This is a genomic window from Kribbella italica, from assembly GCF_014205135.1.
Lineage (GTDB): Bacteria > Actinomycetota > Actinomycetes > Propionibacteriales > Kribbellaceae > Kribbella > Kribbella italica.
On record NZ_JACHMY010000001.1, the window covers coordinates 2,351,539 to 2,376,280 of the forward strand.

Genomic DNA, 24,742 nt, shown 5'->3' on the forward strand with positions numbered 1-24,742 from the left:
GACCGCAAACTGGTGGAGATCGACCGCCGTTTCACCACGCACTGAACCGACCACCGATCCGAGAGGCTTCGCCATGGACGCGTCCGAGCACTTCAAGACCGACTTCTCCCACCAGCCGGAGGCCGACGGGCGGTTCGTCCGGATCGCCGACATCACCCCGGTGCAGTACGTCGAAGGACTGTCGTTCCAGCCCGTGCTCGGTGAGCAGACGCTGGCCAACTTCGTCACCTACGAGCCGCACACCGAGGCGCCGCTGCACTCGCACGTCGAGGAGCAGGTCGTGGTGATCCTCGACGGCGAGCTGGAGTTCCTGATCGGCGACGAGCTCCGGGTCATGCGGCCCGGCGACGTCGCGGTGATCCCGCCATGGGTGCCGCACCGGGCCCGGACGTACGAGGGGACCTGCCGGCAGATCGACTTCTTCAGCCCGCCGCGCGACAACCTCGTCGAGTACGCGCGCGGCGTCCGGGACAAGCTGACCGGGCAGGCCTGAGCGTGCCGCGCGGCATCGTCGTCCGGGAGTTCGGGGCGCCCGGCGTACTGGTCGCTGAGGACCTGCCGGATCGGGAGCCAGGACCGGGTGAGGTTCTGGTCCGGGTCCACGCGGCCGGGGTGAACCCCGCCGACACCTATATCCGCGCCGGCGGTTATGCGTTCTTCCATCCGCCGCTCCCCTACACCCCGGGCTTCGACGGCGCCGGCGTTGTCGAAGCCGTCGGCGCGGAGGTCTCGGCCGTCGCCGTGGGTGACCGGGTGTTCGTAGCGGCTCTCGGGGTACCGGCGTCCGGAACGTACGCCCAGCAGCTGATCTGCGACGTCGCCGCGGTGCACCCGCTTCCCGGCCACCTCACCTTCCACCAGGGCGCCGGATTCGGAGTTCCCTGGACGACGGCGTACCGCGCACTGTTCCAGCGCGGAGAGCTCGAGGCTGGTGAAACTGTCCTCGTCCACGGAGCCAGCGGCGGGGTCGGGCATCCGACGGTCCAGCTGGCGATCGCGGCCGGCGCCACGGTGATCGGGACGGCCGGCACCGAAGAAGGTCTCGACCAGGTCAGATCACTCGGCGCAGCCCACATCCTGAACCACCGCACGCCCGGCTACCTCGACACCGTCCCCGAGCTCACCGGCGGACGCGGGATCGACCTCGTCGTCGAGATGCTGGCCGACCAGAACCTCGAAGCCGACGCTCTTCTCCTGGCCCAACGTGGCCGCGTGGTCGTCGTCGGCAGCCGCGGCTCGCTCACCTTCACCCCGCGCACCCTGATGGCGCGCGAAGCCGACGTCCGCGGCACAGCGTTGTGGAACCTGACGCCCGCCGAGAAACACGCCGCCCTGTCTGGCGTCAGCGATTTCCTCGCCGCCCACCAGCTGATCGCCACGCCCGCCACCGTCTACCCGCTCGACGAAGCCGCGCGGGCGCACGAAGAACTGGCCACCCAGCCGGCCGTCGGCAAGCGAATTCTCAACTGCAGTTGAGCAACTTTCGATGGCCCGCCGAGATCCTGCGCACTTACAGTGGTCGTTATGACTGTGAGTCCGCAGGGGTGGGTGCCGGTCGAGCATCGGTGGTTCGGGCTGGACCGCCGGACATTCAAGCCGGGACTGATCGTGCTGGTGATCGCGCTGGTGCTGATCTACGGGCTCCCCGCGCTCAACTCGGCGATCCCGTGGCACAACGAGATCAAGGCCGGGCAGGTGCTGGAACTGGGGGACGGCGCGACGGCCGTGCCGCGGTCGGGTGGCAGCTCGAGAGCGGGACGCTGACCGGCGGTAGCGCGACGAGCCTGCAGGTCGTCCTGGCCAGCGGTGGCGCGACGATCGAGCTCAACGGCACGGCGTACGACGGCAGCGCGGACGCGTTCCTCGACCAGGTCGAGCGGGCCGACGGGGACCGCCCGGGGACGGGCGGCGATCGCGGGACCGTGACCACCGGGGCAGGCCTGGTCGGAGTCGTCGAGACCAGGACGACACCCAGCGGTACCGACGAGGTGGATGCCGCGTTCAAGATGGCCATCGGCAGCGCCGAGACGGTCGCGTCGGCACCGGCGCTGCTCGTCCGGATCCGGACGGCGTCCGGTCAGTTCGAGCATTACCAGGACGAAGTCGCGGCCCTGCTGCGCAGCATCACCCCGGGAGCGGTCCGATGAGCGACACGACGGTTTCCGACGCACGGACCGAGCAGCTCGCGGCGATCGAGGAGTCGGGCTGGGGGCAACCGTTCCGGTTCGTGCAGCCGCACAACCTCGCCTTCTGGGTCTATCTGCTGGGCGTGGGCGGCGGAGCCCTGGCGATGATCAGGTACTTCGGTGCCGGCGGCACCTTCTACTCGCGGGCCCTGGCCGGCGGCGTGATCCTGTTCGGGCTGTACCTGATCCCGTGGCTGCTGCTGCTTCGCCATCACAACCGCTTCACCGCGCAACCTGCCGGACTGCTCGCGACCGGTTTCGTCTGGGGCGGTGTCGCCGCGACGTTCTGGATCGCCCTTCCCGCGAACACGGCACTCCTGGAGATCTGGGCGAAGGTCGGCGGCCCCACGTTCGCCGCGGACTGGGGCGCCGGGCTCACGGCGCCGTTCAACGAGGAGTGGGGCAAGGCCCTCGGGCTGGTCCTGCTGATCGGCCTCGCGCCGCGGCTGGTGCGCAGCGCGTACGACGGGTTCATCATCGGCGCGTTCATCGGCCTGGGCTTCCAGGTGTTCGAGGACGTGCTGTACACCTACAACGGCGCTGCCCAGCAGTACGGCGTCGACCAACTGGGGGCGTCGCTGCACATGTTCGTGATCCGCGGGGCCGCCGGGATCGTGTCGCACGCGCTGTTCAGCGCGATCTTCTGTGCCGGTCTGATGTGGGTCCTCGGCCGCGCCCGCGGTGAGCGAAACGTCGTCCGGGGCGTGTGGACGATGCTCACCGCGATGGTCTTCCACTTCGCCTGGGACGACATGGCCGGCCTCGGCGGCGGGACCATCGCGACCGCGATCCTGCCCTTCGTCATCGCCGTCGTCGAACTGGTCACGCTGTTCTACGTCCTCCGGCACGCCGCCCGCACGGAACGGGTCTGGACCCGCGCGCTGCTCACCCCCGAACTCAGCACCGGCGCCATCGACCCGCCGCTGCTCGACGCCGTCAGCGGACTGCGCAAGGACCGCAAGGCGTACCGCAAGCACCTGCGCAGCCGCCGGACCGCTCGCCACCTGGAGGAAGCCGCCGCGGATCTGTCCCGTGAGCTGGCCCATTCGGGCGGCAACGACTCCGCGGCCGTGAGCCACGCACGCAGCGAACTTCTCCGTTTGCGCAATAAGTAGAACTTGGCGCCCATCCACCCCGGCGAGGCCTCCGAAGGCCTTGCTGAGGAGGTGGTCGCTGGTGCGACACCTGACAGTTGGTAACCGCTCCACCCCGCCCGCCCGGCGAGTTGGTGCGTCGTGAGGCCGCTCTGGCGCTGGATCGCCGCAAGTACGGCGTTCGTCGTCGCGATCACCATCGGCATCGTCCTGTTCGGCCGCGACGGCACGCCGAGCGCGGCACCTGACGCGGATCCGCCGCCATCCGGCGGGCAGTCCCAGCCCACCGCGGGCGGTACGACGGCAGCGCCCGGCGAGGACGACGAAGCACTGGTCAACCGGATGCTCGACCAGTTACGCGCGGGCAAACAAGTCGAGCCCCAGTTCGCGGCCGGCGACAACCCGGCGGCCGGCGTACCGATCGAGGCCATCAAGGCCAGACCCGGTGAGCAGCTGCGCCTCGGCCGTCTGCAGATCCCCAAGCTGAAGGTCGACCAGGTGCTGAACAACGGTGTCGACGAACCCGCGCTGGTGAAGGGCGTCGGCCACTGGCCGGGTACGCCGTTACCCGGTGTCGCGGGCAACAGCGTGATCAGCGGTCACCGCAGCACGAACGGCAAACCCTTCCTGTACCTGGACCGGCTGCGTCCCGGCGACCCGATCAAGGTCACCGCCGGGTCGAAGACCACGACGTACAAGGTCGTCAAGACCACGATCGTGCCGGAGAAGTCCTACGTGGCCTTCATCCTGCGCAAGCCGGCCAAGGCAAGCGACAAGGTACTCACCCTGTTCGCCTGCAATCCCCTGACTGCCCACTATCAGCGCATCGTCGTCGAGGCCCGCGCCGCCTGAGGAGGCGATATCCCCCGAGGTCTGAAAGCACGGCCCGCAGGCGGGAACCGCCTGCGGTCGATCACAGCTTGAGGAGAGACAATGGGTATCAAGCAGCTCTTCGGGGGCCGTCCGGTTCTCGAGTTCGCTGACGAGCACAGCCGCCGCAGCTTCCTGCGCAACGCGGCCCTGATCGGTGTCGGGGTCACGTATGTCGCCACCCGCCCGGGTGATCCGGTCGCGTTCGGCCAGGCCGACCGTGGCTTCGGTGCGGAGGTCGACAAGTCCGACCTGGACATCCTGAACTACGCGCTGACGCTGGAGTACCTGGAGGCGGCGTTCTACACCGCCGGGCTCAAGGCCAACCTGCTCAAGGGCCGCGAGCTGGCGCTCGTCGACCCGATCCAGCAGCACGAGGCCGACCACGTCAACGTCGTCCGGACGACGATCACCGACCTGGGCGGCAAGCCGGTCGCCCAGCCGAAGGTGAAGTTCCCGGCCGGCACGTTCTCCAACCGCGCCAACTTCCTCAAGACCGCAGGCGTCTTCGAGGAGCTCGGCGTGAAGGCGTACCACGGCCAGGTGACGCTGGTGAAGAACCCCGACCTGCTGGCCGCCGCGGCGTCCATCGCCGGGGTCGAGTCGCGGCACGCCGCGATCATCGCCCAGATCACCGGCGGGAACCCGTTCCCGGCGCCGATCGAGGCCAACCTGGCGATGGGCCCGGTCCTGAAGGCCGCCATGCCGTTCATCGCGAAGTGAGAGGAGCAGCAGATGACTGACACCACCGCGGACCTGATCCACGGCAACGCTTCCGCCGTACCGGCCGGCGTCGCGATCGGGGCCCTCAACAACGGTTTCAACCTGGCCAGCGCGAAGGACTTCAAGAACGACATCGAGGTGCTGAACTACGCGCTCGCCCTGGAGTACCTGGAGGCCGAGTTCTACCGCCAGGGCAACGACGCGAACCTGGTCTCCGGCAAGGAGAAGCAGTACCTGATGCAGATCGGCGCCGACGAGGCCTCGCACGTGTCGACCCTGATGGCCACCATCCAGAAGCTCGGCGGCACGCCGATCGGCGCCCCCGCCGTCGACTTCGGTGGCGCTTTCGAGTCGCGCAAGAGCTACCTCACCACCGCGCACATCTTCGAGAACAAGGGCGTCGGTGCCTACCTCGGTGCCGCCGGCTTCGTGAAGGACAAGATGATCCTTCAGGCCGCCGCCGGCATCTTCGGCGTCGAAGCCCGCCACGCCGCCGTCGTCGGCAACCTGCTCGGGCTCAAGCCCGAGGGCGGCGTCTACATGAGCTCGTTCGAGAAGGGCGCTTCGAAGGCGAACGTCCTGAACGCGGTCTCGCCGTTCCTGGTCGATCCCGCCAAGGTCGTAGCCGCCATCACCTACTGACCTGGGGGCGGTCCCGGCGCTAGGTGCGCGAGCGTCGGGACCGGCACGCCGCAGCCGCTGGAGGTTCTCGTCGAGCCTCCAGCGGCTGGTCATTTGAGGGCCTGGATCGCCAGCTCGGTCAGCGCATCCGCGTACGCCTCGTCGAAGGGGTGGGTGCGGAGGATCCAGCGGTGGTAGATCGGCCCGAAGACCAGCTCGACCGCGACGTCGAGATCGATGCCGGGGGCAACTTGACCGGACCGCTGCGCTGACTCCAGCCGGCGTTTGGTGGCGGCCAACTGCGGGCCGAGCATCCGAGTGTGGACCTGGTCGCTGAGCGCCGCGTCCTGCTGCATGTCGATCATCAGCGCGCGCAGCGTCGCCGAGGTGGTCTCGTCGGCGAACTCGGCCACGGTCGCCCGCAGTACGAGGCGAAGATCGGCGGCCAGGTCGCCGGTGTCGGGCCACTCGACGTCGCCCTGGTCGACGGCCAGAGCGTCGAGCACGACCGCGCCCTTCGACGGCCACCAGCGGTAGATCGTCTGCTTGCCGACACCCGCGCGGGCGGCGATGCCCTCGATCGAGGTCTTCGCGTACCCGAGCTCGGCGACGGCCTCCGCGGTCGCGGTCAGGATCGCGGTCCGGGCGCGGTCGCTGCGCCGCCGCTCGTCTGGACTTCTCATGAACGAGACGATACGGTCCGTCTCGTTGAAGTTCAAGCGAGAGGAGCCTGCGATGAGGTTGTGGATGATCACCGGAGCGGGCCGCGGCCTCGGCCGGGCCTTCACCGAGGCCGCGCTGGAGCACGGCGACCAGGTCGTCGCGACGATCCGGCAGGACGGCGTACTCGACGACCTGGTCAAGCAGTACGGCGACCGCCTGCTCCCCCGCCGCCTCGACGTGACCTCCCGAGCGGACGTGCAGAACGTCGTCGCGGACGTGGTGGCGATGATCGGCACGCCGGACGTCGTGGTGAACAACGCCGGCTACGGCCTGGTCGGCGCCGTCGAGGAGCTGACCGAGGACGAGCTGCGCGCCCAGCTGGACGTCAACCTGTACGGCGCGGTCTGGGTCACGCAGGCGGTCCTGCCGCATCTGCGCGCCCGCGGCTCCGGCAAGATCGTGCAGGTCTCGACCGTCGGCGCGGTCGGCCACCTGCCGCTGTTCGGCGCGTACAACGCGTCGAAGTGGGCTCTCGAAGGTCTCAGCTCCGCGCTCGCCGCGGAGGTCGCGCCGTTCGGCATCGGCGTACACCTGCTGCAGCTGGGCGGATTCGCCACCGACTGGTTCGGGTCGAGCATGAGCTTCACCGCCGCCAACCCGGCGTACGACGGAACGCGCGAGGGCATCCTCGGCATGCCGGGCTATCCGACGGCGGCGATGCTCAGCGAAGCGGAACCGTCGGCCGAGGAGTCACCGGCCGTCGCGGCCCAGGCGCTGCTCGACCTGCTCGACGACCCGGAACCGCCACTGCGCAAGATCATCGGCACCGGCGCGCACGAGATGGTGAGGACGGCGCTGGAGTGGCGGCGGGACGACTACGCACGGGATCCGGCTTTCAGCTGGCCCAGCTAGTCGCGCGGGCCGCCACACCGCGATCTTGCGGTGCACGGGGTGGCGGCCGGTGCGGATCTAGACTGCCGTCACGTGGACCATCAGTTCCTGCTTGTGGCCGGCGCCGGGCTCGCGATCATGATCGCGGCGTCCGTGTTCGCACGGCGTACGGGCGTAGCGGCGCCGCTCCTGCTGGTCGGACTCGGGATCGGCGCCAGCTACCTGCCCAGCACCCCGACCATCCACGTCGAGCCGGACCTCATCCTGGCGGGCGTCCTCCCACCGTTGCTGTACGCCTCGGCCGTCCAGCTGCCCGTGCTCGACGTACGACGGAACTTCGCGCTGATCGCGTGGCAGTCCGTCGTCATGGTCATCGTTTCCGCGCTGGCCATCGGCGCTGTGGTGCACGCGCTGTTCCCCGGGATCTCGTTCGCCCTGGCCTGCGCACTCGGCGCGGTGGTCGCCCCGACCGACGCGGTCGCGGCATCGGCGATCGGGCACCGGGTCGGCCTTCCACCCCGGCTGATGACCGTGCTCGAAGGCGAGAGCCTGGTCAACGACGCCTCCGCCCTCGTCGTACTCCGAACGGCAGTCGCCGCGATCGCCGCGACCTCGGGCTTCAACTTCGGGGAGACGGTCCTCGAGTTCGGCTGGGCGGTGATCGGCGCGGTGCTGATCGGAGGCGTGGTCGGCTGGGCGACCGCGCTCCTGCGGCAGCGCCTCGACGATCCGGTCCTCAACACCACGATCTCCTTCGCGGTCCCGTTCCTGGCGTACTTCCCGGCCGAGGAGGCCTACACATCCGGTGTCCTGGCGGTGGTCATGGCCGGACTGCTGACCGGTGCCCTCGGCAGCAAACGCTTCAGTGCCCGCGACCGGCAGACCCAGGCAACGACCTGGACGACCATCAGCTTCCTCCTCGAGAGCGCCGTCTTCCTTGCCATGGGCTACCAACTACCCGAGCTCGTGGACGCCGCCCGCACCGAGACCACCACCGGCGAGATCACCGGCCTGGTCCTGCTCGTCGTGGCGCTCCTGGTCGGCCTGAGGTTCGTCGGCCTCGCCGGGCCGGCACTGCGCGAGCGGTTCGGCCGGCCCACTCGCAACGAGCAGACCCGCACCAAGCTCGGCCAGTTCGAGGAACACCTGGACGCGATGACCCCCGCGGACCAGCGCGAGGAGAACCGGATCGCCTGGGCCCGCCGCCGGCTCGCCCGCGGCCGGGCCGACGTCGAGTTCGAGGAACGCGAACCGATCACCAGCCGCGGGTACGCCGTGATCGGCTGGGCCGGCATGCGAGGCGTCGTCACCGTCGCCGCCGTACAGACCATCCCGGCCGGTACGCCGCACGTCGACACCGTCGTACTGGCCGCGTTCCTGGTCGCGCTGATCACCCTGGTGCTGTTCGGCCTGACCCTGCCGATGGTGATCGCACGGATGAACTTCCGCCCCGAAAGCGCGGACGACAAACGCGACTCCGTGCAGGCGCTGCTCCGGCAGGTCGGCGAGTCCGCGATCGACGCCCTCGGTCCACTGGAGGAACAAACCGTCGACGGCGAACCGCTCGACCCGGACCTGGTCAGCACGATGAAGGAACGCATCGTCCCCCGCCTCGTCGCCGGAACCCGCGAACTCCGCGCAGCCAGACCGGACTCCCACGAGCAGATGCTGATCGTCCAACGCCGCTACCTCGACGCGATGCGCGACGCCCTCAGCACCGAACGCAGCATCGGCGCCTACAGCTCCGAGTCCTACCGCCAGGTCGAGTCCCTGCTCGACAGCGTCGAGCAACGCTTCAAGGCCAACTGACCCTGGCGCCCGGCGGGCGCGCGTCGGCCTCGCGGCCTGCCGGGTCCTTGACTTACCTTTGGTGCAAGTGGTTGAGTTGCCGATATGGTAAGTCATGAGGAGTTCCACGACACCGACCATCTGGAAGTCGTGCGCGAGGCCCGGTCCGCCGCGGCTGAGCGGCTGAAGACTCCTGGGTGGTTCCACCCCCTGATCGGTCTGACCGCCGGCGCCTTCACGGTGGCCTTCGGACTGGGCGGCTGGGGGGTCCGGATCCCGGCCATGGTGGTGTTCATCGCGGGCGCGATCTTGCTGGTGATGTGGCGGCAGCGCGTGACCGGTCTCGCGGTGACCGTCCAGACCGGCGGCCGAGCCGATCACTGGGCCGGTGTTGCCGCCTTCTCGGCGATGATCGGGACGATCGCCGCGGCGACAGTGGCCCGCTTCACCGATCTGGTCTGGGTGGTCGTGCTGATCGGGCTCGCGGTCGCGGTCATCGTGACGGTGAGCAGCCCCCGGGTCGGTCAAGCACTGCGGGACGAGGTTCGGGATGGTCGAGCCACGACATGACCGCACGGTTCGACGAGTTGATCCACTCTCCTCACCGGCTCCGGATCTGCGCGTTCTTGTCCGGAGTCGACTCCGGGGAGTTCGCCACCGTCCGGGATTTTCTCGAAGTGAGCGATGCGACTCTCAGCAAGCAACTCAAGATCCTGGCCGCCGCCGGATACCTGGAGATCTCCAAGCCGACCGGCCGTGGCCGGGTCCGAACCTGGCTGCGTTTGACTGATGCAGGACGGTCCGCCTACCAGGATCACGCCCAAGCTCTCCGCCTGCTGGTCAACGCTGACCTCCAAAGCAGCCCATCGACATCGGCGTGAAATGGCCCATCGACGGCGGTCGGTGCCTGCGTAGAGTCGGGGCCATGCGTGCCATCACCATCCGGGATCGCCAGGCAGGCGTCGACGGACTGTCCCTCACCGAACTGCCCTATCCCCACGCCGCGGAGAACGACGTCGTCGTTCAGGTCCATGCCGCCGGCTTCACCCGTGGCGAGCTGGACTGGCCGGGTACGTGGACCGACCGCGCCGGTCACGACCGCGCCCCCAGCGTCCCCGGTCACGAAGTGTCGGGCGTCGTCGCCGATCTCGGCTACGGGACCACTGGCCTCACCGTTGGCCAGCGGGTCTTCGGGCTGACCGATTGGCTACGCGACGGCACGCTTGCGGAGTACGTCGCTGTGGAGGCCCGCAACCTGGCGCCGCTTCCCGCCAACGTCGACCACGTCACCGCGGCCGCTTTGCCGATCTCCGGGCTGACCGCGTGGCAGGCGCTGTTCGACCACGCCAACCTGCAGCCGGGGCAGACCGTCCTCATCCACGGGATCGCCGGCGCCGTCGGATCTGTCGCCGCTCAACTGGCGCACGAGATCGGCGCACACGTCATCGGCACCGGCCGGCCTGCGGACCAGGCTCGTGCCATCGAACTCGGTGCCCACACCTTCGTCGACCTGGAAGGCTCGGACCTCGACAAGGCCGGTCCGGTCGATGTCGTCCTGGATGTCATCGGTGGTGAGGTCCGCGACCGGTCGACCGCGCTGCTGCGGCCCGGCGGGACGCTGGTGACGATCGCCGATCCACCGACCGTCCACCCCACCAACGCCCGCGCCGTGTTCTTCGTCGTCGAGGCCAACCGCGATCAGCTGACCCAACTGGCCACTCGCCTCCACGACGGACGCCTCACACCGTTGGTGAGCACAGTCGTCCCACTGGACGAGGCCGTCGCCGCCTTCAAACCCCAACGCGGACGAACGATCATCAAGGTCACCGAGTAGGTAGCGAGCGAGATCGCGATCGGCCTGGCTCCCGTCGGTCATCATGGGCCGCGGAACCCACGCGGTCGGCGTCGCTCGAGTGATGCAACGCCGGCCTTCACAAGGCGGCGATGGCTGCCGGAGGGATCAGCGTGCGCAGCTTCGGCGTGGCCGCGCCCCGTTCCGGCTGCTCGTGTCACTCGGCGACCACGGCGAAGTAAGTTGCCGCGGTCAGGGCCAGCGTCAGGAACAGCAGTGGGAACGCGATGGTGTGGAAGACCGACGCCCGTACGTGTGCTCCGAGGGCGCACAGGTAGAACAGGACCAACCCCACTGCTGCGGCGAGGCCGAGGGGTGTGAGGCCCGCGAGTCCGGCCAGTAGGCCGGCTGCGCCGGCTCCTTTCAAGACGGCGAGCCAGGGTAGGGCCTCGGGGCGCAATCCGACCTCGGCCGAGTTCGCGAGGACGAACTTGGCTCGGGCCAGGTCTGCGGCAACGATGAAAGCATTGGCGACGACGCACGCGATCGTCATCGCCAGCAGGGTCGTCGAGGCAGCGTCGGTCATGCGGCGTGCTCACGACCTGCCGTCGCAGCTTCCATGACAGCAGTGGACAGCCTCCTGACTGCCTGGTCACCCTTGCCGTCGAGGAACTGGACGATCGGTACGCTCATGTGGAACTCCTACGTGCTGGCTCTGTCGTTGTCTGGTTGGTCGCCCGTCATGACGCTCGGTACGACCGAAAGGTGACCGCTTCCGTGGAACTGATCGACGAGTTCGAGGTCGCGCGCCCTCGGCTGCTCTCACTGGCCCACCGGATCCTTGGTTCGATCGAAGACGCCGAGGACGCCGTACAGGCTGCTTGGCTGCGGGTGTACGCCGTGGACCAGCCGCAGATCGACAACCCGCCCGGGTGGTTCACGACCGTGACCGCGCGCCTTTGCCTTGATCAGCTGCGGTCACGCGAACGACGTGGGGAGTTGCCGCTCCTCGCGGACGCGATCCCCGGTGACGTGCTCGCCGCCGACGAGGAGTACCTGCGGCGCGAGGACGTCTCCCGCGCGCTTCTCGTCCTGCTCGCCCGGCTCACCCCGGCCCAGCGGGTGGCCTACGTCCTGCACGACCTGTTCCGAGTGCCGTTCGGCGACGTCGCCGTCGTACTCGACACCACGCCGGCCAACGCGAAGAAGTCGGCCAGCCGTGCGCGGCAACGCCTCGAAGGGGTGGATCCGGCCGCTGCCGAAGAGGTCCCGCAGACACTGGCCCACTGGTCGATCGTCGAGGCGTTCCTCGCCGCCGCGCGGGGCGGACGCATCGACACGCTGGTCACGCTGATGGCACCCGACGTCGTCCGGGTCGCCGACCGGGCTCTGCTTCCCGAGGGCGGAGCTGTCGAGGTCATCGGGAACCGCGCCGTCGCGGAAGAGACCCGGTACTTCGGCGACCGGGTTCACGCCAGCATCCCGATGCTGGTCAACGGCGCTCCCGCAGCGGTCATCGCCCCAGGCGGGCACCCACTTGCGGTCATCACCTTCGACAGCGTGGGCACGACCATCACCCGGATCGCGATCGCTTCCCTCAAGCCGACCGACCAGGTGGAGCCCAGGCGCACCACCGACCGCGGACCGAAAGCCGGGGCCTAGGACACGTTGCGACTTGTCCTAGGTCCCCAGAACTTGGTCAAAAGTACCGAGGCTGCTCGCGGCGAGGAGCAGGCTACGCTCAGCTTCCGAGTCGTTGCCTGAGGCCCGTAGCTCGCAGCGCCCGGCGCCCCAGCGCCAGCCGGACCGAGTCTTCCGCACCCACCACCCGCACCCGATCGACAGCCCGCGTGATCGCCGTGTAGAACAGCTCTCGGGTCAGCAACCGGGACTCCTCGTTCGGCAGCAGCACGGTGACCTCCGCAGCCTGGCTCCCCTGCGACTTGTGGATGGTCATCGCGTGCAGCGTCTCGATGTTGCCCAGCCGGCTCGGCGCGAAGTCTCGCCTGCCGCGAGCGCCCGCGATGCACACGCGAAGCGATCCGTCAGGCCGGCGGATCGTCACGCCGACGTCGCCGTTGTAGATGCCCAAGGCGTAGTCGTTCGCCGTGACCAGCACCGGCCGGCCGACGTACCAGGTGTCCCAGAGCGGGTCCTCGGTCTCCTCGGTGATCCAGCGCTCGACTGTCCGGTTCCACTGCTGCACACCCCACGGACCCTCCCGGTGCGCGCACAGCAACCGATGCCGATCGACCGCGGCCAGTGCCGCGTCCGCATCTCCGGCCTCGGCGGCCTCGCGAATCGCCAGTACGTCGGGCAGCAACGCCGACCGCAACGTCTCCCGCGGGTCGGCGTCCTCGACGAACACCACCCGCTCGTCACCGCCGCGCAGCACGGTGAGTACGTCGTCCGCACGATCCTCCCGTACGGCGAGCGCCAGCTCCCCGATCTCGCTGCCGAACCGGTGTGACGTGCGCAGCTCGGCCGCCTCGATGTGGCCTCCGGCAACCAATCCGTCGACGAGGTCGGCCAGCACCGCACCGGCCTCGATCGACGCGAGCTGATCGGGATCGCCCACCAGGATCAGCCGGGCGCCAGGCCGGACCGCGTCCAGCAGCCGGGCCATCATCGTCAGCGAGACCATCGACGTCTCGTCGACCACGATGATGTCGTGCGGCAGCCGATTCGTCCGGTCGTGCCGGAACCGGCTCGACGAGTCCGGGCGACGCCCGAGCAGCATGTGCAGCGTCCGCGCATGGAAGTCACCCAGCCGCGCGGTGTCCTCCGGCGACAGGCGGTCGGACATCTCCCGCCGGACAGCCTCCTCGAGCCGCGCCGCGGCCTTGCCCGTCGGCGCGGTCAGCGCGATCCACGGACGGCGTTCGCCGGCGATCTCCGCCTGTTCAGCCAGCACCGCCAACAGTCCGGCGACCGTCGTCGTCTTGCCAGTGCCCGGTCCACCGGTCAGGACAGTCGTCCACTGCCTGGCCGCGGTCTCGGCGGCCCCGCGCTGTTCGACGTACGAGTCGCCAGGGAACAGCCGGTCGAGTCCGGCTCGCAATACGGCCTCGTTGGCGATCACCGGTGCCAGCCGCGCGGTCCGCCCGCGCAGATCCTGCTCGACCTGCGACTCCTCCCGCCAGTAGCGGTCGAAGTACAGCAGCGTGCCTTCGAGCCGCAGCGGAAACGGTGCCCCGAGCAACGGACTCGCGGCCAACGCCGCGCGCCACGCATCGAGCTCGGGCCAGTCCAGCAAGGCGCCTTCCTCACCGACCTCGTCGCGGACCTCGGTCAGGTCGAGACAGATCGACCCGGCCCGTACGGCGCGCGCCACCAGCGCACACGCCAGCGCGACCGTCTCGTCGGCCTCCCCCAGCATCGCCGTCAACCGCGCCGCGACATGTACGTCAGCAGCCAGGATCACGCCCGCCTGGTTGAACGACGCCAGCAGCCCCGTCGCACCCAGCGCGAACGTCGAGTCGAACTCGTCCACAGTCGTGGTCATCAGGCCCTCCCGTCCAGCAGCTCGGACAACACGACAACCAATGCCGACGGCAACGGCCAGCTGAACACCCCGGTCGGATGACCGTCCACGACCGGCGTCTCCGGTCCACACATCCCGCGCACGTACAGGTAGACCACCCCACCAAGATGCTTTGCGGGGTCGTACCCAGGCATCCGCCACCGCAGATACCTGTGCAGCACCACCGAGTAGAGCAACGCCTGCAGCGGATAGTCCGAGTGCAGCATCGCCGCACCCAGTTGATCCTGCGTGTACTCACCGGAGGTCGAGGGCAGTTCCTGATCCCCCAGCCGGTTCGTCTTGTAGTCCACCACCACGAACCGATCGCCGGGCACCCGCAGTACGACGTCGATCGACCCCGTCAGATACCCGCGCAAGCTCTGCCCACCGAGCAACGGCTGCTCCAGCCGTTCGGCGTACGCGAGCAACGGATCGTCCGACGGCAGATGCGTGCGCAGCAACGGTGCCAGTTCCTCCAGCCGTACGTCGACGCCCGCGTCGTCGCCACCGGCCAACGGGATCTCGAAGTCCAGCTCCCGCAGCCGATCCTCACGCCCGAGGTCGCCCAGCGTCAGCCCGGGCACGAGTGGTCCGAGCGGCGTCGTGTGCATCGGCAGCATCGCCGTCGCCAGCACGTCCGGCGCCACGTCGACCCGCCACAGCGGCAGCTGCTCCCGGATCCGTTCGGTCAACTCCGCGTGCAGGTCGGCCGCATGCGGATCGGCCTCCTCCAGTACGCCGTGCACCAACGACCCGAACTCGGCGCCGACCGGCAGCCCGTCCATCGGCGACGGCAGCGCATCCACCGCCGAGGCAACAGTCGGCACCACGTCCAGCGCCTCGTCCTCGAGCTGACTCTCCTCCGGCTCGCTCGTCACACCGGACTGCTGATCGGCGGCCCGGATCAACCCCGAGTACGACGTACGCCGCCACGCCAGATCCACCTCACGCGAGAACGTCGCGATCCCCAGCCCACCGGGCGACCGCGCGTCCACCGGCTCGACCTGCTCGCCGATCACGGACTCCTCGACGACCGGCCCACCGGCCTGCTGCCAGCGCCGCAGCCAGATCAGGACCTCGTCGTCCGACGACGCCCGGTCCAGCTGGTCGGGAACCATCGGCTCGCCCTGCTTGCGCCCGCGCAGCAGCCGCGAGACTCCCCCGTTGATCTCGTCCCAGGACGGCGCCCACCACGCGACAACCTGCGACTGCGCCCGGGTCAGCGCGACGTACGTGAGCCGGATGTCGTCCCCGGCGACCTCGGCCCGCCAGCGCTTCTCGTTCGCCGCGTACCCGGGGCGGTTCCGCCCGCCGATGTCGAGACTCCGCACGCCGTCCTGGTGGAACAGCAGCAGTTCCTCGTCGTCGAAGATGTGCCGGTTGAACACGAACGGCAGGTAGACGATCGGGTACTGCAGCCCCTTGCTCACCCACACCGTCATGATCTGGACCGCCGCCGCGTCGCTGTCCAGCCGGCGCGTCCGCTCCGCGGTACGGCCCTTGCCGGTGGACTCCTGACGCAGCCAGTCGAGCAGCGCGGGCAGGCCGAACCGCTCGCGGTGCGCGGTCTCGTGCAGCAGCTCGGCGAGATGCGCGAGGTCGGTCATGTCCCGCTCGCCGCCGCGCCAGCCAAGCACGCGATCCGCCATCCCCCGGAGTTGCGCGGCCTCGAAGACCGCGGCGACACCACGGGTCCGCAGGAGGTCGGCCCACGCGCGCAGCGTCAGGCCGATGCGGTCGGTCAGGTCCTCGCCTCCGGCGTACAGGCTGGCGGCGGTCTCGCCGAAAAACATCGTGGTCGCGGCGGCCCGGACCAACCCCGAGCGATGCGGCTGGTCGAACGCCTCCAGCAGGCAGAGCCAGTCCTGCGCGGCCTGGGACGAGAAGATGTCGAGATCGCCCGAGTAGACCGCGGGGATCCCGGCCTTGCCCAGCGCCTCGCGGCAGGCCCGCGCGTCCTTGTGCGCCTCGACGATCACGGCGATGTCCCCCGCGCGCAGCGGTTGGCCGTCGTACGTCGCACCGGCGGCCAGCAGCTGACCGATGTCGGCCGCGAGATCCCGGGTGATGTGGTCGCGCAGCTCGTCCATCGGCACGCTCTTGCGGCGCGGCGAGCCGAACAGCTCGCGATGCGCGACGCGCAGCCGGAACGGCGCGTCCGAGGGCGCGCCGGCCAGTCGCGTGCCCTGGTGATGCGCCTCGACGGGATGCACCACGATGTCCTCGTGGCCCAGCCGGGCGCCGCCGAGCACGACCTGCAGGCAGTCGACCAGCGGCTGGTCGCTGCGCCAGTTGGTGCCGAGGGTCCGCCGCTGCCCCGCGGTCTCCGCCGCCGTCAGGTACGTCGCGATGTCGCCGCCGCGGAACGCGTAGATGGCCTGCTTCGGATCGCCGATCAGCACCAGCGTGCTGTGCCCGTTGAAGGCCCGGTCGATCACCTTCCACTGCACCGGATCGGTGTCCTGGAACTCGTCGACCATCACTACCGACCACCGCCGCTGCATGCGCTGCCGGGCCGGCGCTGCCGGGTCCTCCAGCGCGGTCGCGAGGCGGGTCAGCAGGTCGTCGTACCCGAGGATGCCGAGCCGGCGTTTGCGCCGCTCGACCTCGGCCAGTACGGCGTGCGCGAACGCGACCCGCACACCCGCCGGCGACGCCTCGTCGGACTGCTCGGGCACCAGCCGGGTGTGCGGGTTGCCGACCACCTTCAGCGCGAGCTCGAGTGCGACCGCCCGCGTAATCGGCGGCTTGTCGGCGGACCGCGCGAACAGCGCCAGGTACAGGTCGTCGACGACCTCCGTGACCAGGTCGGTGAGGTCCTCGACCAAGGTCACGCCGGCGTCGGTGTCACCGGCCACCCCGAGCGATCGCAGCACGAGCTGGCAGAACTGATGCGTCGTCGCGATGGTGGCCGCGTCGAAGTTGGCCAGCGCGTCGCGCAGGCGGCTGTGCCGTCCGGCGACCTCGTCGTCGCTGCCGCGGGCGAGATGCCCGAGCAGACCCGGATCGTCGTGCCACGCCTTGGGATCGGCGAGCGCCTGCTCGGCGTCGGAGATCTGCGAGCGTACCCGTTCGCGCAGCTCCTGGCTGGCCGCGCGGCCGAAGGTGATCAGCAGCATCTCGTCGAGCCGGGCCGCGCCTTCCGCGACGTACCGGGTGACGAGTCCCGCGAGAGCGTAGGTCTTGCCGGTGCCCGCGCTCGCTTCGAGCACGGTGGTTCCGGTCGGCAGTGGGCCGAGGAGATCGAAGGAATCCATCAGCGGGCACCCTGCTCGAAGCGAAGCATCGGTTCCCAGACGCGGGCCGCGTAGGCGCCGAGCCGGGTCGGTTCTCCCTGCCGCTCTTCGCCGGGACGCGTCGGTTCGAGCAGGACCTTGAGCGGCATGTTCGGGCCCCAGACGCGGACGTGCGCGAGGTCGGCGTTCTCGCCGTCGAAGTTCGCCGGCTTCCAGCGCCGCCCGGCCGCGACCATCGGATCGTCGTCGGTACGCCGTGCTTGGCACCAGGCGAACGAGGTCTTCAAGGGCAACGGCAGCGGCGCTTGCCGACCGGCGTCGTACACGGCGACCAGGTCGTTGAGGAAGGTGCGCGCCTGCGCGTCCACCGGGCCGAAGCCGCGGGTGCCCGACCCGGCCATCCGGTTGTTGCTGGGTCGCCCGATCGCCAGTCCTGTCCAGTTGTGGTCCTCGTCGTTGGCCGACAGCGCCAGCAACTGGATCCACGAGGTCAGCAACTGCTTGGCGTCGAGCCGCGAGTAGCTCACCGAGACCAGGCGGTGCCCGTAGACGCCCGGCACGGTTCCGGTCAGGCGGCGGCCACCGAGATCGATATCGACGTCGAACGCCTTGGCCTCGCCCTGGCGGTGCGGGTGGGCGGCGACGGCGAGGCTGCGCGCGATGTCACGCACCTCCGTCGCGGTCCGCCAGCCAAGACGCCCCGGCGGCAGCGTGCCCCGGCGCCACTCGGCCTGCAGCGCGGCGTCCGGATGGATGCCGTCCAGCATGTCGCGCAGCATCCGGTCGCCGACTCCCCACTTCTCCAGGTTGTCGATCTCGACCGGCATCGCGTCCGACACTCCGTCGACCTCCCACGGCAGCGTGACGTCGAGCGCCCGGAAGAACCCCTTGACGGGATCCTTGAAGAACGCGATCAACTCCGCCAGCCCGACGTCCTCACCACTGGCCAGCGTCAGCGGCTCCCCGACGAACGCCGGGCGCGGCGACCGCGATCCCCCACCGACCCGCGCCGCGACCAGCGCGGTCGGGTCGAACGTGAACGGACCCGGCGCACCGAGTCGCCCGGGCTCGAGATTCTTGCGGTCGAACGGCTGCAGCGGATGCTTGACCACGACGGCGTCGCGGACCGGCGACTCCGTCGTACGGTCGAGTGCGTCCACCAACTCACCCAGCGGTACGGCGGGCGGCCGCGGCTGACCGGAGTACTCGTTGGCTCCGGTGTAGGTGATCACCAGCGACTCGGTCGCGGCCAGGATCGCGTCGAGCATCAGCTGCCGGTCCTCGCTCCGGACGTCGCGCTCGCCGGTGACCGCACGCCGAGCCAGTACGTCGTCGCCGTCGGCCAGGCCGAACCGCGGGAACACGCCGTCGTCCAGCCCGAGCAGGCAGATCACCCGGTGCGGCACCGAGCGCATCGGGACCATCGTGCAGACCGTCAACGTGCCGCTGCGGAAGTTCGCGCGGGTCGGCCGCCCGGCCAAATGGGCCGACAGCAACGACCGTACGTCGGCCAGCCGCAACGCCATTCCCGTGAGCTCCCCCGCGCCGGCGGCGACCTGCGCGAACTCGCGCTGGACCTGACCGATCTGCCAGCCGTCGTCGTGACTGACCGACGTGAGCCGGTCGATGCCACCGCGGAGCGCGTCGAGCCAGGCCGCCAGCGGCTGGGTGCCGTCGAGCAGTTCCGTTGCCGCACGCAACCGATCGACGTACTCGGCGAACCGCCCGGCCAGCTCGATCCGGGTGCTGCCGACGTCGTCGAGCGGCAGCGTGGTGTCGATCCAGGCGTGCGCGTCGGCGGACATCGTGACTCCGGCGAGCACCCGGTCGAGGCCGAACTGCCAGGTGTTCTGCGGGAAATCGGCCAGGCCGAACCGGTCCCGGTCGTCGCGGCCGAACGCCCACCGGACGCCGGACTCACGGACCCAGGCCGTCACGGTGTCGAGGTCGTCGTCGGTGAAGCGGAAGCGTCGTCGGACCGGCTCGGACTGGGCCAGGTCGAGCACCTGACTGGCCGTGGCGCGACTTCCTGCCACATCAAGCAACTGGGACGCGACGGCGAGCAGTGGGTTCGTCTGGGTCAGCGACCGGTCGGCCAGCTGCACGCGCAGCTTGTGCGCCGGGTGACCGTTGCGATCGAGGTCAGCGAGACCGAAGCGCGCGCTGATCAGCGGCGCGTAGGTCTCGATGTCCGGGCACATGACGAGGATGTCCCGCGGCTCGAGCGTCGGGTCCGCCTGGAGCATCCCGAGCAGCACCTCCCGCAGTACGTCGACCTGACGCGCGGTGCCGTGACAAGCATGCACCTGCACACTGCGGTCGTGCGGAGCGAGCCGACGCCCCTCGGCGGCGACGGCGTTGGCGCGCAGGTCCTGCTGCAACCAGCCGAGCAACGTGTCCGGCGCGGACGGTGATCCAAGGTGGCTGTCGACCGTCGGAACTGCGGCGATGGCCAGCTCCAGCTCGCGGCTGTCCCGACCGAGCGTGGCGAGCAGCGGGTGGTCCGCCTGCTGGTGGCTCGTGTCGTCGGCGCGAACGCCGGAGGTGGCTCCCCGCAGACGCTCCCAGAGTGCGCCGCTCGGATTGGGCAGCCAGACATGGACGTCGCGGTGCTCGGCCAGCGCCGAGATCAGGTCGATCTCCGTCGACGGCAGTCGGGTGTGCCCGAACAGCGACAGACGGCTTGGAAGGTCGAAGGCCGACGGCTGCTCACGGAGTCGCGCGACCGTCTGCGCGTGCCGAACAGCGGGCGGAGGCGCGTCGATCCGGGCGACCAGCCGGCGCCACAGCTCGGGCTGCCAGGACAGGTCGCCGTCGATCGTCGTACCGAGGCCGTCGGTGTCGCGCCCTTCGTTCCAGTCCGCGAGGAGCGTCGGGCGCTGCACGGCGTACGCCGCGAACAAGCGCGCGAGCCGCGACGCGACGGCGTACCGGCGTCCGCGCCGCAGCTCGCCCTCCGCACCGGTGTCGAAGTGACCGAGATGCCGCGCGACCGGCTCGCACCAGGGCTGGTCGAGCGAGTCATCGAGTACGGCGAGCAGCGGCCACGTCATCGCGTCCGCGGCCCACGGGTCGTCGTCGCTGATCCCCAGCACCGTCGACACCAGCGAACGCGGCGAGGTGAACCGCACTCCCGCGCACACGCCGTCCCGGCCCGCCGGACCGGCCCCCAAGCGATGGGACAGCCGCTGCGAGAGCCAACGCTCCACGCCCTTGGCCGGCACCACGACCAGCTCCTCGGCGAACGGGTCGCCGAGCGGTACGGCGAGCAGGTCGCCGAGACCGTCGGCCAGCACGTCGGTCCGCTCGGCGCGGTGCAGGTACAGGGTCACCGTGGAAAGCATGCCACGCTCGGCCGCACGGTTTTGGGAAGGTGTGGACTACCAGTCGTGGACCGTTCCGTCCTTCAGCCGGTTGTACGGCAGGTACGCCGGCTTGTACGGGTACTTCGTCGCCGCTTCCTCGTCCAGCTCGACACCGAGACCCGGCTCGTTGCCGGGATGCAGGTAGCCCTTGGTGAAGGTGAACGTCTGGCGGAACACCTCGTTCGTCAGGTCGCCGTGCTGCATGTACTCCTGGATCCCGAAGTTGTGGATCGCCAGGTCGAGGTGCAGCCCGGCCGCCATGCCGACCGGCGAGATGTCGGTCGGACCGTGGATGCCCGACTTGATCTGGTATTGCGCGGCGTAGTCCAGCAGTTTGCGCATCGCGGTGATGCCGCCGGTGTGGGTGACCGCGGACCGCACGTAGTCGATCAGCTGGTCCTTGATCAGCGTCTGGTAGTCCCAGATCGTGTTGAACACCTCGCCGATCGCCAGCGGCGTCGTCGTGTGGCTGCGGACCAGCCTCAGCGCGTCCTGGTTCTCGGCCGGGGTGCAGTCCTCCATCCAGAACAGGTCGTACGGCTCGAGGTCCTTGCCCAGCCGAGCGGCCTGGATCGGGGTCAGCCGGTGATGGACGTCGTGCAGCAGCGGCAGCTCGGGCCCGAACTCGTTGCGGACCGCCTCGAAGACCGTCGGGATGTGCCGCAGGTACGCGCGGGTGTCCCAGTCCTCCTCCATCGGCTGGGCCGACCGCTGGGCCGGCTCGTAGCGGGTGGGCTCGTCGCCGGCCGGCGCGCGGACGCCGTACACGGCGTCGATGCCCGGGATCGACGTCTGCACCCGGATCGACCGGAACCCCTGGTCGAGACGCAGGCGGATCGAGTCGAACAGCTCCTCCTGGTCGCGGCCGGAGGCGTGGCCGTACGCCATCAGTCCGTTGCGCGAGGCACCACCGAGCAGTTGGTACAGCGGCATCCCCGCGGCCTTCGCCTTCAGGTCCCACAGCGCGACGTCGACCGCCGCGATCGCGGCCATCGTGACCGGACCACGCCGCCAGTACGCCGACCGGTACAGGAACTGCCAGGTGTCCTCGATCCGGTGGGCGTCGCGGCCGATCAGTAGCGGGACGACGTGGTCGGTCAGGTACGACGCGACCGACAGCTCGCGGCCGTTCAGGGTGGCGTCACCCCAACCGACCAGTCCGTCGTCGGTGGTCAGCTTGAGCGTGACGAAGTTCCGGTCCGGGCTCGTCACGATCACTGCGGCGGTGGCGATGTTCACGCGGCGGTCTTCTCCTTCGGTGGGGTGAGCCTCAAGGCCATCACGAGTCGGCGCCGAAGGCCAGCAGGACCTTGCTGGACCGGCTCGGGTCGGCCGCCTGGTGGAACGCCGCCTCGACCTCGCCGAGCGGGAAGACCGCGGTGACGACGGGCGCGAAGAGCTGAGGATGCGCGTCCATGATCGCGAGTGCCTCCGGCAGCTCGGAGGAGAAACGGCTCGAACCGGCCACGGTCAGCTCCCTGGTCACCGCGAGGTGCAGCGGTGCCGTGACACCTTCGGACGGCAGATGGCCGATCTGCACGATCGCGCCACCGGGGCGTAGCGCCTCGAGCGCCATCCCGACCGCCGGCGGCGCCCCGGACGACTCGACCGCGACGTCGACGTCCGGGACCTGCTCGGCGATCGACGTCGACGTGGTCATCAGATCGTCACCGCTCAGCTGGCGCCCCGGGAGCACGGACGCCCGGTCGGCGCGGATGGTGCGCGTCGCACCGATGCGCCGGGCCACGTCGAGCGGCTGGTCGTGAAGGTCGGTCACCGTCACGGTCCGCGCGTTGGCGGCGTACGCCAGAGCGACCGCGAGCAGTCCGATCGGCCCGGCCCCGGTGACCAGGACGTCGCGCCCCTCGACGCCGTGTCCCAGTCGTTCGAGCCGTCGCAGGCCGTGCAGCACGACCGAGGCGGGCTCGGCCAGGGCAGCGGTCCGGAAGTCGAGCGTCGCCGGGATCGGGATCAGCCGCGCGGCCGGCACCACCAGGCGTTCGACGAAACCGCCGTCGGTGTGCGGATCGCGGGCCGCGCTCCCGAAGTACCGCAGCTCGGGGCACAGGTGCTGATCACCGCGCCGGCACGGTTCACACTCGCCACACACCTGAGCCGGGTGTACGGCGACCCTGGTCCCGGCCGCAGGTCCTGATCCGTCGTCGGCCGCGTGTTCGACGACTCCGACGATCTCGTGGCCCAGCACCATCGGCGCCCGCAGTACCGACTCCCCGATCCGGCCGGAGCGCCAGTAGTGCAGGTCGGAGCCGCAGATTCCGCCGTACGCGACCCGTACGACGGCGTGGTCCGGCGCGGCCGTCGGCGATTGCCGATCGTCGACAATCAGCACGCCGGGACGCGCGACCACCACCGCCTTCGTCCGCACTCAGATCACCGCCGTCAATCCGCCGTCGACGTAGATGACCTGACCGTTGACGAAGTCCGACGCCGCCGAGGCGAGCCAGATCGCCGGTCCGACGATGTCGTCCACCTGTCCCCACCGCCGGGCCGGCGTCCGGCGGGTGATCCAGTCGCTGAACTCCGGGTCGGCCACGAGCGAAGCGTTCAGGTCGGTGTCCAGGTAGCCCGGCGCGAGGCCGTTGACCTGCAGCCCGTGCGGAGCCCACTCGGCGCACATGCTCTGCGTCAGTCCACCCAGACCGCTCTTCGCCGCCGCGTACGGCGCTGTGGACGGCCGCACCACCTGGGTCTGCACCGAGCAGATGTTCACGATCTTGCCGCTGCCCCTGGCCAACATGGAGCGGGCGAAGGTCCGGCCGACGACGAACGCACTGGTCAGGTTGACGTCGACGACCCGTCGCCAATCCTCGGTAGGCAGTTCGGTCAGCGCGCCGCGGACCTGGATGCCCGCATTGTTGACCAGGACGTCCGGGCAGCCGTACGCCGCCACGATCTCGTCGGCCGCCCGCTCGACCGCCGTCTCGTCGACCACATCGAACGCGGCGACCTGCACGTTCTCCTCGGGTACGCCGAGCTCGGCGCGCAGAGTCTTCGCGGTCTCGTCCAGCCGGGCCGGGTCGCGTCCGTTGAGGACGACCCGCGCTCCCGCCGCCAAGTACCCGCGAGCGATCCCGAGACCGATGCCGCGGCTGGAGCCGGTGACGAGCGCCAGTCGTCCGGACAGGTCGAACAGGTTCGGGCCCGTCGCCCCGTGGCTCGCCATCAGCGCGCTCCTTCCGCGTGCCCTGGGTGACGACCGTGTTGTTGTTCGAATCCAGGTGCGTCGGTCGGCACAGCGTCGTGTCCTTCCGCCCCGAGGACCTCGACCCGCGACGCCTGGACCAGCGCTGTCGCCGCGGCCTCGGCCGCTTTGGCATCGCGCGCAGCGATCGCGTCGACCACCTGCTCGTGCCGCTGCAACGACGCGGGAGTGTCGGCGGTGAAGAACTGGTGGCGATCGGAGTACCTGGCCTGCAGGGTCGCGAGCAGGGTCTGCACGAGCTGACTCAGTACGGCGTTCTCGGAGCCTTCGAGCATCGTCCGGTGAAAACTGGTATCCGCGGCAACGAACGCGCTACGGTTGCGGGCGTCGTACGCGTCGCGCATCGCCTGCAGGTGAGTGCCGAGCCGGGCGCTCAGGTCGTCGGCGGCAGCACGCGCCGCCAGGCCCGCGGCGGCCGGCTCGACGGCCTCACGCAACGCCAGCAGCTCGGACAGCTGGCGGTCGGCGTCGGGGCCGTCGGACCGCCACGCGATCACCTGCGGATCGAGCAGCGCCCACGCCGTGGCGGGCTGAACGGTCGTGCCGACCTTGTGCCGCGGGCGGACCATGCCGAGCACCTCCAGCGTGCGCAGCGCCTCGCGGACGACCGAGCGGGACACGGCGTACTCGGCTTCCACCTGCTCGGGCGAGACCACTCCTCCGACCGGCAGGTCACCGTGCGCGATCCGTTGGCCGATGGCGTCGACGATGCGTCCGTGCAGGCCACGCGACCGCGGGCCCTGGTCTGCGGGAGGGGTCATCCAGTA

The 24,742-nt window shown here is 70.0% G+C and carries 23 protein-coding genes; 14 read left to right on the forward strand and 9 right to left on the reverse strand.

Annotated features, from left to right (window positions below):
* Positions 1-73 precede the first annotated feature (73 nt).
* From HDA39_RS41815 to HDA39_RS11035, 8 genes are all read left to right on the forward strand, one after another.
* Positions 74-493: a cupin domain-containing protein gene (locus tag HDA39_RS41815; RefSeq protein WP_202892944.1), complete on the forward strand. Its 420-nt coding sequence runs from the start codon at positions 74-76 to the stop codon at positions 491-493.
* 2 nt (positions 494-495) lie between these two features.
* Positions 496-1,476, forward strand: coding sequence for a zinc-binding dehydrogenase (locus tag HDA39_RS11010; protein ID WP_202892945.1), 981 nt, complete (start codon positions 496-498; stop codon positions 1,474-1,476).
* A gap of 48 nt (positions 1,477-1,524) precedes the next feature.
* Entirely contained in the window at positions 1,525-1,764 is a 240-nt protein-coding gene (locus HDA39_RS41820) for a hypothetical protein (protein WP_202892946.1), read from the forward strand.
* Positions 1,668-2,147 carry a hypothetical protein gene (locus tag HDA39_RS11015; RefSeq protein WP_202892947.1) on the forward strand — a complete coding sequence of 160 codons (480 nt, stop codon included), beginning with the start codon at positions 1,668-1,670 and terminating at the stop codon, positions 2,145-2,147. Before HDA39_RS41820 ends, HDA39_RS11015 begins: the two co-directional genes overlap by 97 nt.
* A complete protein-coding gene (locus HDA39_RS11020) occupies positions 2,144-3,301 on the forward strand; it encodes a PrsW family intramembrane metalloprotease (RefSeq protein ID WP_184795123.1) in 1,158 nt (385 codons plus the stop codon). Before HDA39_RS11015 ends, HDA39_RS11020 begins: the two co-directional genes overlap by 4 nt.
* A gap of 120 nt (positions 3,302-3,421) precedes the next feature.
* Positions 3,422-4,132, forward strand: a complete 711-nt coding sequence (locus HDA39_RS11025; protein WP_184795124.1) for a sortase — start codon at positions 3,422-3,424, stop codon at positions 4,130-4,132.
* Between the two features lie 81 nt (positions 4,133-4,213).
* Positions 4,214-4,873 carry a ferritin-like domain-containing protein gene (locus HDA39_RS11030; protein WP_184795125.1) on the forward strand — a complete coding sequence of 220 codons (660 nt, stop codon included), beginning with the start codon at positions 4,214-4,216 and terminating at the stop codon, positions 4,871-4,873.
* Between the two features lie 12 nt (positions 4,874-4,885).
* The gene (locus HDA39_RS11035; RefSeq protein WP_184795126.1) at positions 4,886-5,515 is read left to right on the forward strand and encodes a ferritin-like domain-containing protein; all 630 of its coding nucleotides are present in this window, start codon (positions 4,886-4,888) and stop codon (positions 5,513-5,515) included.
* 89 nt (positions 5,516-5,604) lie between these two features.
* Here HDA39_RS11035 and HDA39_RS11040 read toward each other — a convergent pair whose 3' ends face one another.
* Positions 5,605-6,177, reverse strand: a complete 573-nt coding sequence (locus tag HDA39_RS11040) for a TetR/AcrR family transcriptional regulator (RefSeq protein ID WP_184795127.1) — start codon at positions 6,175-6,177, stop codon at positions 5,605-5,607.
* Between the two features lie 52 nt (positions 6,178-6,229).
* Between HDA39_RS11040 and HDA39_RS11045 the strand changes: the two genes are divergently transcribed.
* The 5 genes from HDA39_RS11045 (at position 6,230) to HDA39_RS11065 (ending at position 10,670) form a co-directional block, all read left to right on the forward strand.
* On the forward strand, positions 6,230-7,069 hold the full coding sequence (locus tag HDA39_RS11045; RefSeq protein ID WP_184795128.1) for an SDR family NAD(P)-dependent oxidoreductase: 840 nt from the start codon (positions 6,230-6,232) through the stop codon (positions 7,067-7,069).
* Positions 7,070-7,141: 72 nt separating this feature from the next.
* Complete coding sequence (locus HDA39_RS11050) at positions 7,142-8,857, forward strand: cation:proton antiporter domain-containing protein (RefSeq protein WP_184795129.1); 1,716 nt, start codon at positions 7,142-7,144, stop codon at positions 8,855-8,857.
* An 84-nt stretch (positions 8,858-8,941) separates the two neighbouring features.
* Entirely contained in the window at positions 8,942-9,406 is a 465-nt protein-coding gene (locus HDA39_RS11055; RefSeq protein WP_184795130.1) for a hypothetical protein, read from the forward strand.
* Entirely contained in the window at positions 9,403-9,717 is a 315-nt protein-coding gene (locus tag HDA39_RS11060) for a transcriptional regulator (RefSeq protein WP_184795131.1), read from the forward strand. The genes HDA39_RS11055 and HDA39_RS11060 overlap by 4 nt, the downstream gene beginning before the upstream one ends.
* Before the next feature lie 44 nt (positions 9,718-9,761).
* Positions 9,762-10,670 carry an NADP-dependent oxidoreductase gene (locus HDA39_RS11065; RefSeq protein WP_184795132.1) on the forward strand — a complete coding sequence of 303 codons (909 nt, stop codon included), beginning with the start codon at positions 9,762-9,764 and terminating at the stop codon, positions 10,668-10,670.
* A gap of 175 nt (positions 10,671-10,845) precedes the next feature.
* On the opposite strand, the gene HDA39_RS11070 is transcribed toward HDA39_RS11065, so the two are convergent.
* Positions 10,846-11,214 (reverse strand): DoxX family protein, encoded by a 369-nt coding sequence (locus HDA39_RS11070; protein WP_184795133.1) that lies wholly within the window; start codon positions 11,212-11,214, stop codon positions 10,846-10,848.
* 179 nt (positions 11,215-11,393) lie between these two features.
* Here HDA39_RS11070 and HDA39_RS11075 point away from each other — a divergent pair, with 179 nt between their 5' ends.
* Positions 11,394-12,290, forward strand: coding sequence for a sigma-70 family RNA polymerase sigma factor (locus HDA39_RS11075; protein WP_202892948.1), 897 nt, complete (start codon positions 11,394-11,396; stop codon positions 12,288-12,290).
* 79 nt (positions 12,291-12,369) lie between these two features.
* Here HDA39_RS11075 and recD read toward each other — a convergent pair whose 3' ends face one another.
* From recD to HDA39_RS11110, 7 genes are read right to left on the reverse strand one after another with little or no spacing between them, the layout of a single operon-like run.
* Complete coding sequence (gene recD / locus HDA39_RS11080) at positions 12,370-14,133, reverse strand: exodeoxyribonuclease V subunit alpha (RefSeq protein WP_184795134.1); 1,764 nt, start codon at positions 14,131-14,133, stop codon at positions 12,370-12,372.
* Positions 14,133-17,408, reverse strand: coding sequence for a UvrD-helicase domain-containing protein (locus HDA39_RS11085; protein ID WP_184795135.1), 3,276 nt, complete (start codon positions 17,406-17,408; stop codon positions 14,133-14,135). The genes recD and HDA39_RS11085 overlap by 1 nt, the downstream gene beginning before the upstream one ends.
* Positions 17,408-20,719, reverse strand: coding sequence for an exodeoxyribonuclease V subunit gamma (recC, locus tag HDA39_RS11090; protein ID WP_184795136.1), 3,312 nt, complete (start codon positions 20,717-20,719; stop codon positions 17,408-17,410). Before recC ends, HDA39_RS11085 begins: the two co-directional genes overlap by 1 nt.
* Before the next feature lie 48 nt (positions 20,720-20,767).
* A complete protein-coding gene (gene manD, locus HDA39_RS11095) occupies positions 20,768-21,991 on the reverse strand; it encodes a D-mannonate dehydratase ManD (protein WP_184795137.1) in 1,224 nt (407 codons plus the stop codon).
* Positions 21,992-22,031: 40 nt separating this feature from the next.
* A complete protein-coding gene (locus tag HDA39_RS11100; RefSeq protein ID WP_202892950.1) occupies positions 22,032-23,138 on the reverse strand; it encodes an alcohol dehydrogenase catalytic domain-containing protein in 1,107 nt (368 codons plus the stop codon).
* Positions 23,139-23,936: an SDR family oxidoreductase gene (locus HDA39_RS11105; protein ID WP_184795138.1), complete on the reverse strand. Its 798-nt coding sequence runs from the start codon at positions 23,934-23,936 to the stop codon at positions 23,139-23,141.
* Positions 23,936-24,736 (reverse strand): FadR/GntR family transcriptional regulator, encoded by an 801-nt coding sequence (locus HDA39_RS11110; RefSeq protein ID WP_184795139.1) that lies wholly within the window; start codon positions 24,734-24,736, stop codon positions 23,936-23,938. Before HDA39_RS11110 ends, HDA39_RS11105 begins: the two co-directional genes overlap by 1 nt.
* Between the last annotated feature and the right edge of the window lie 6 nt (positions 24,737-24,742).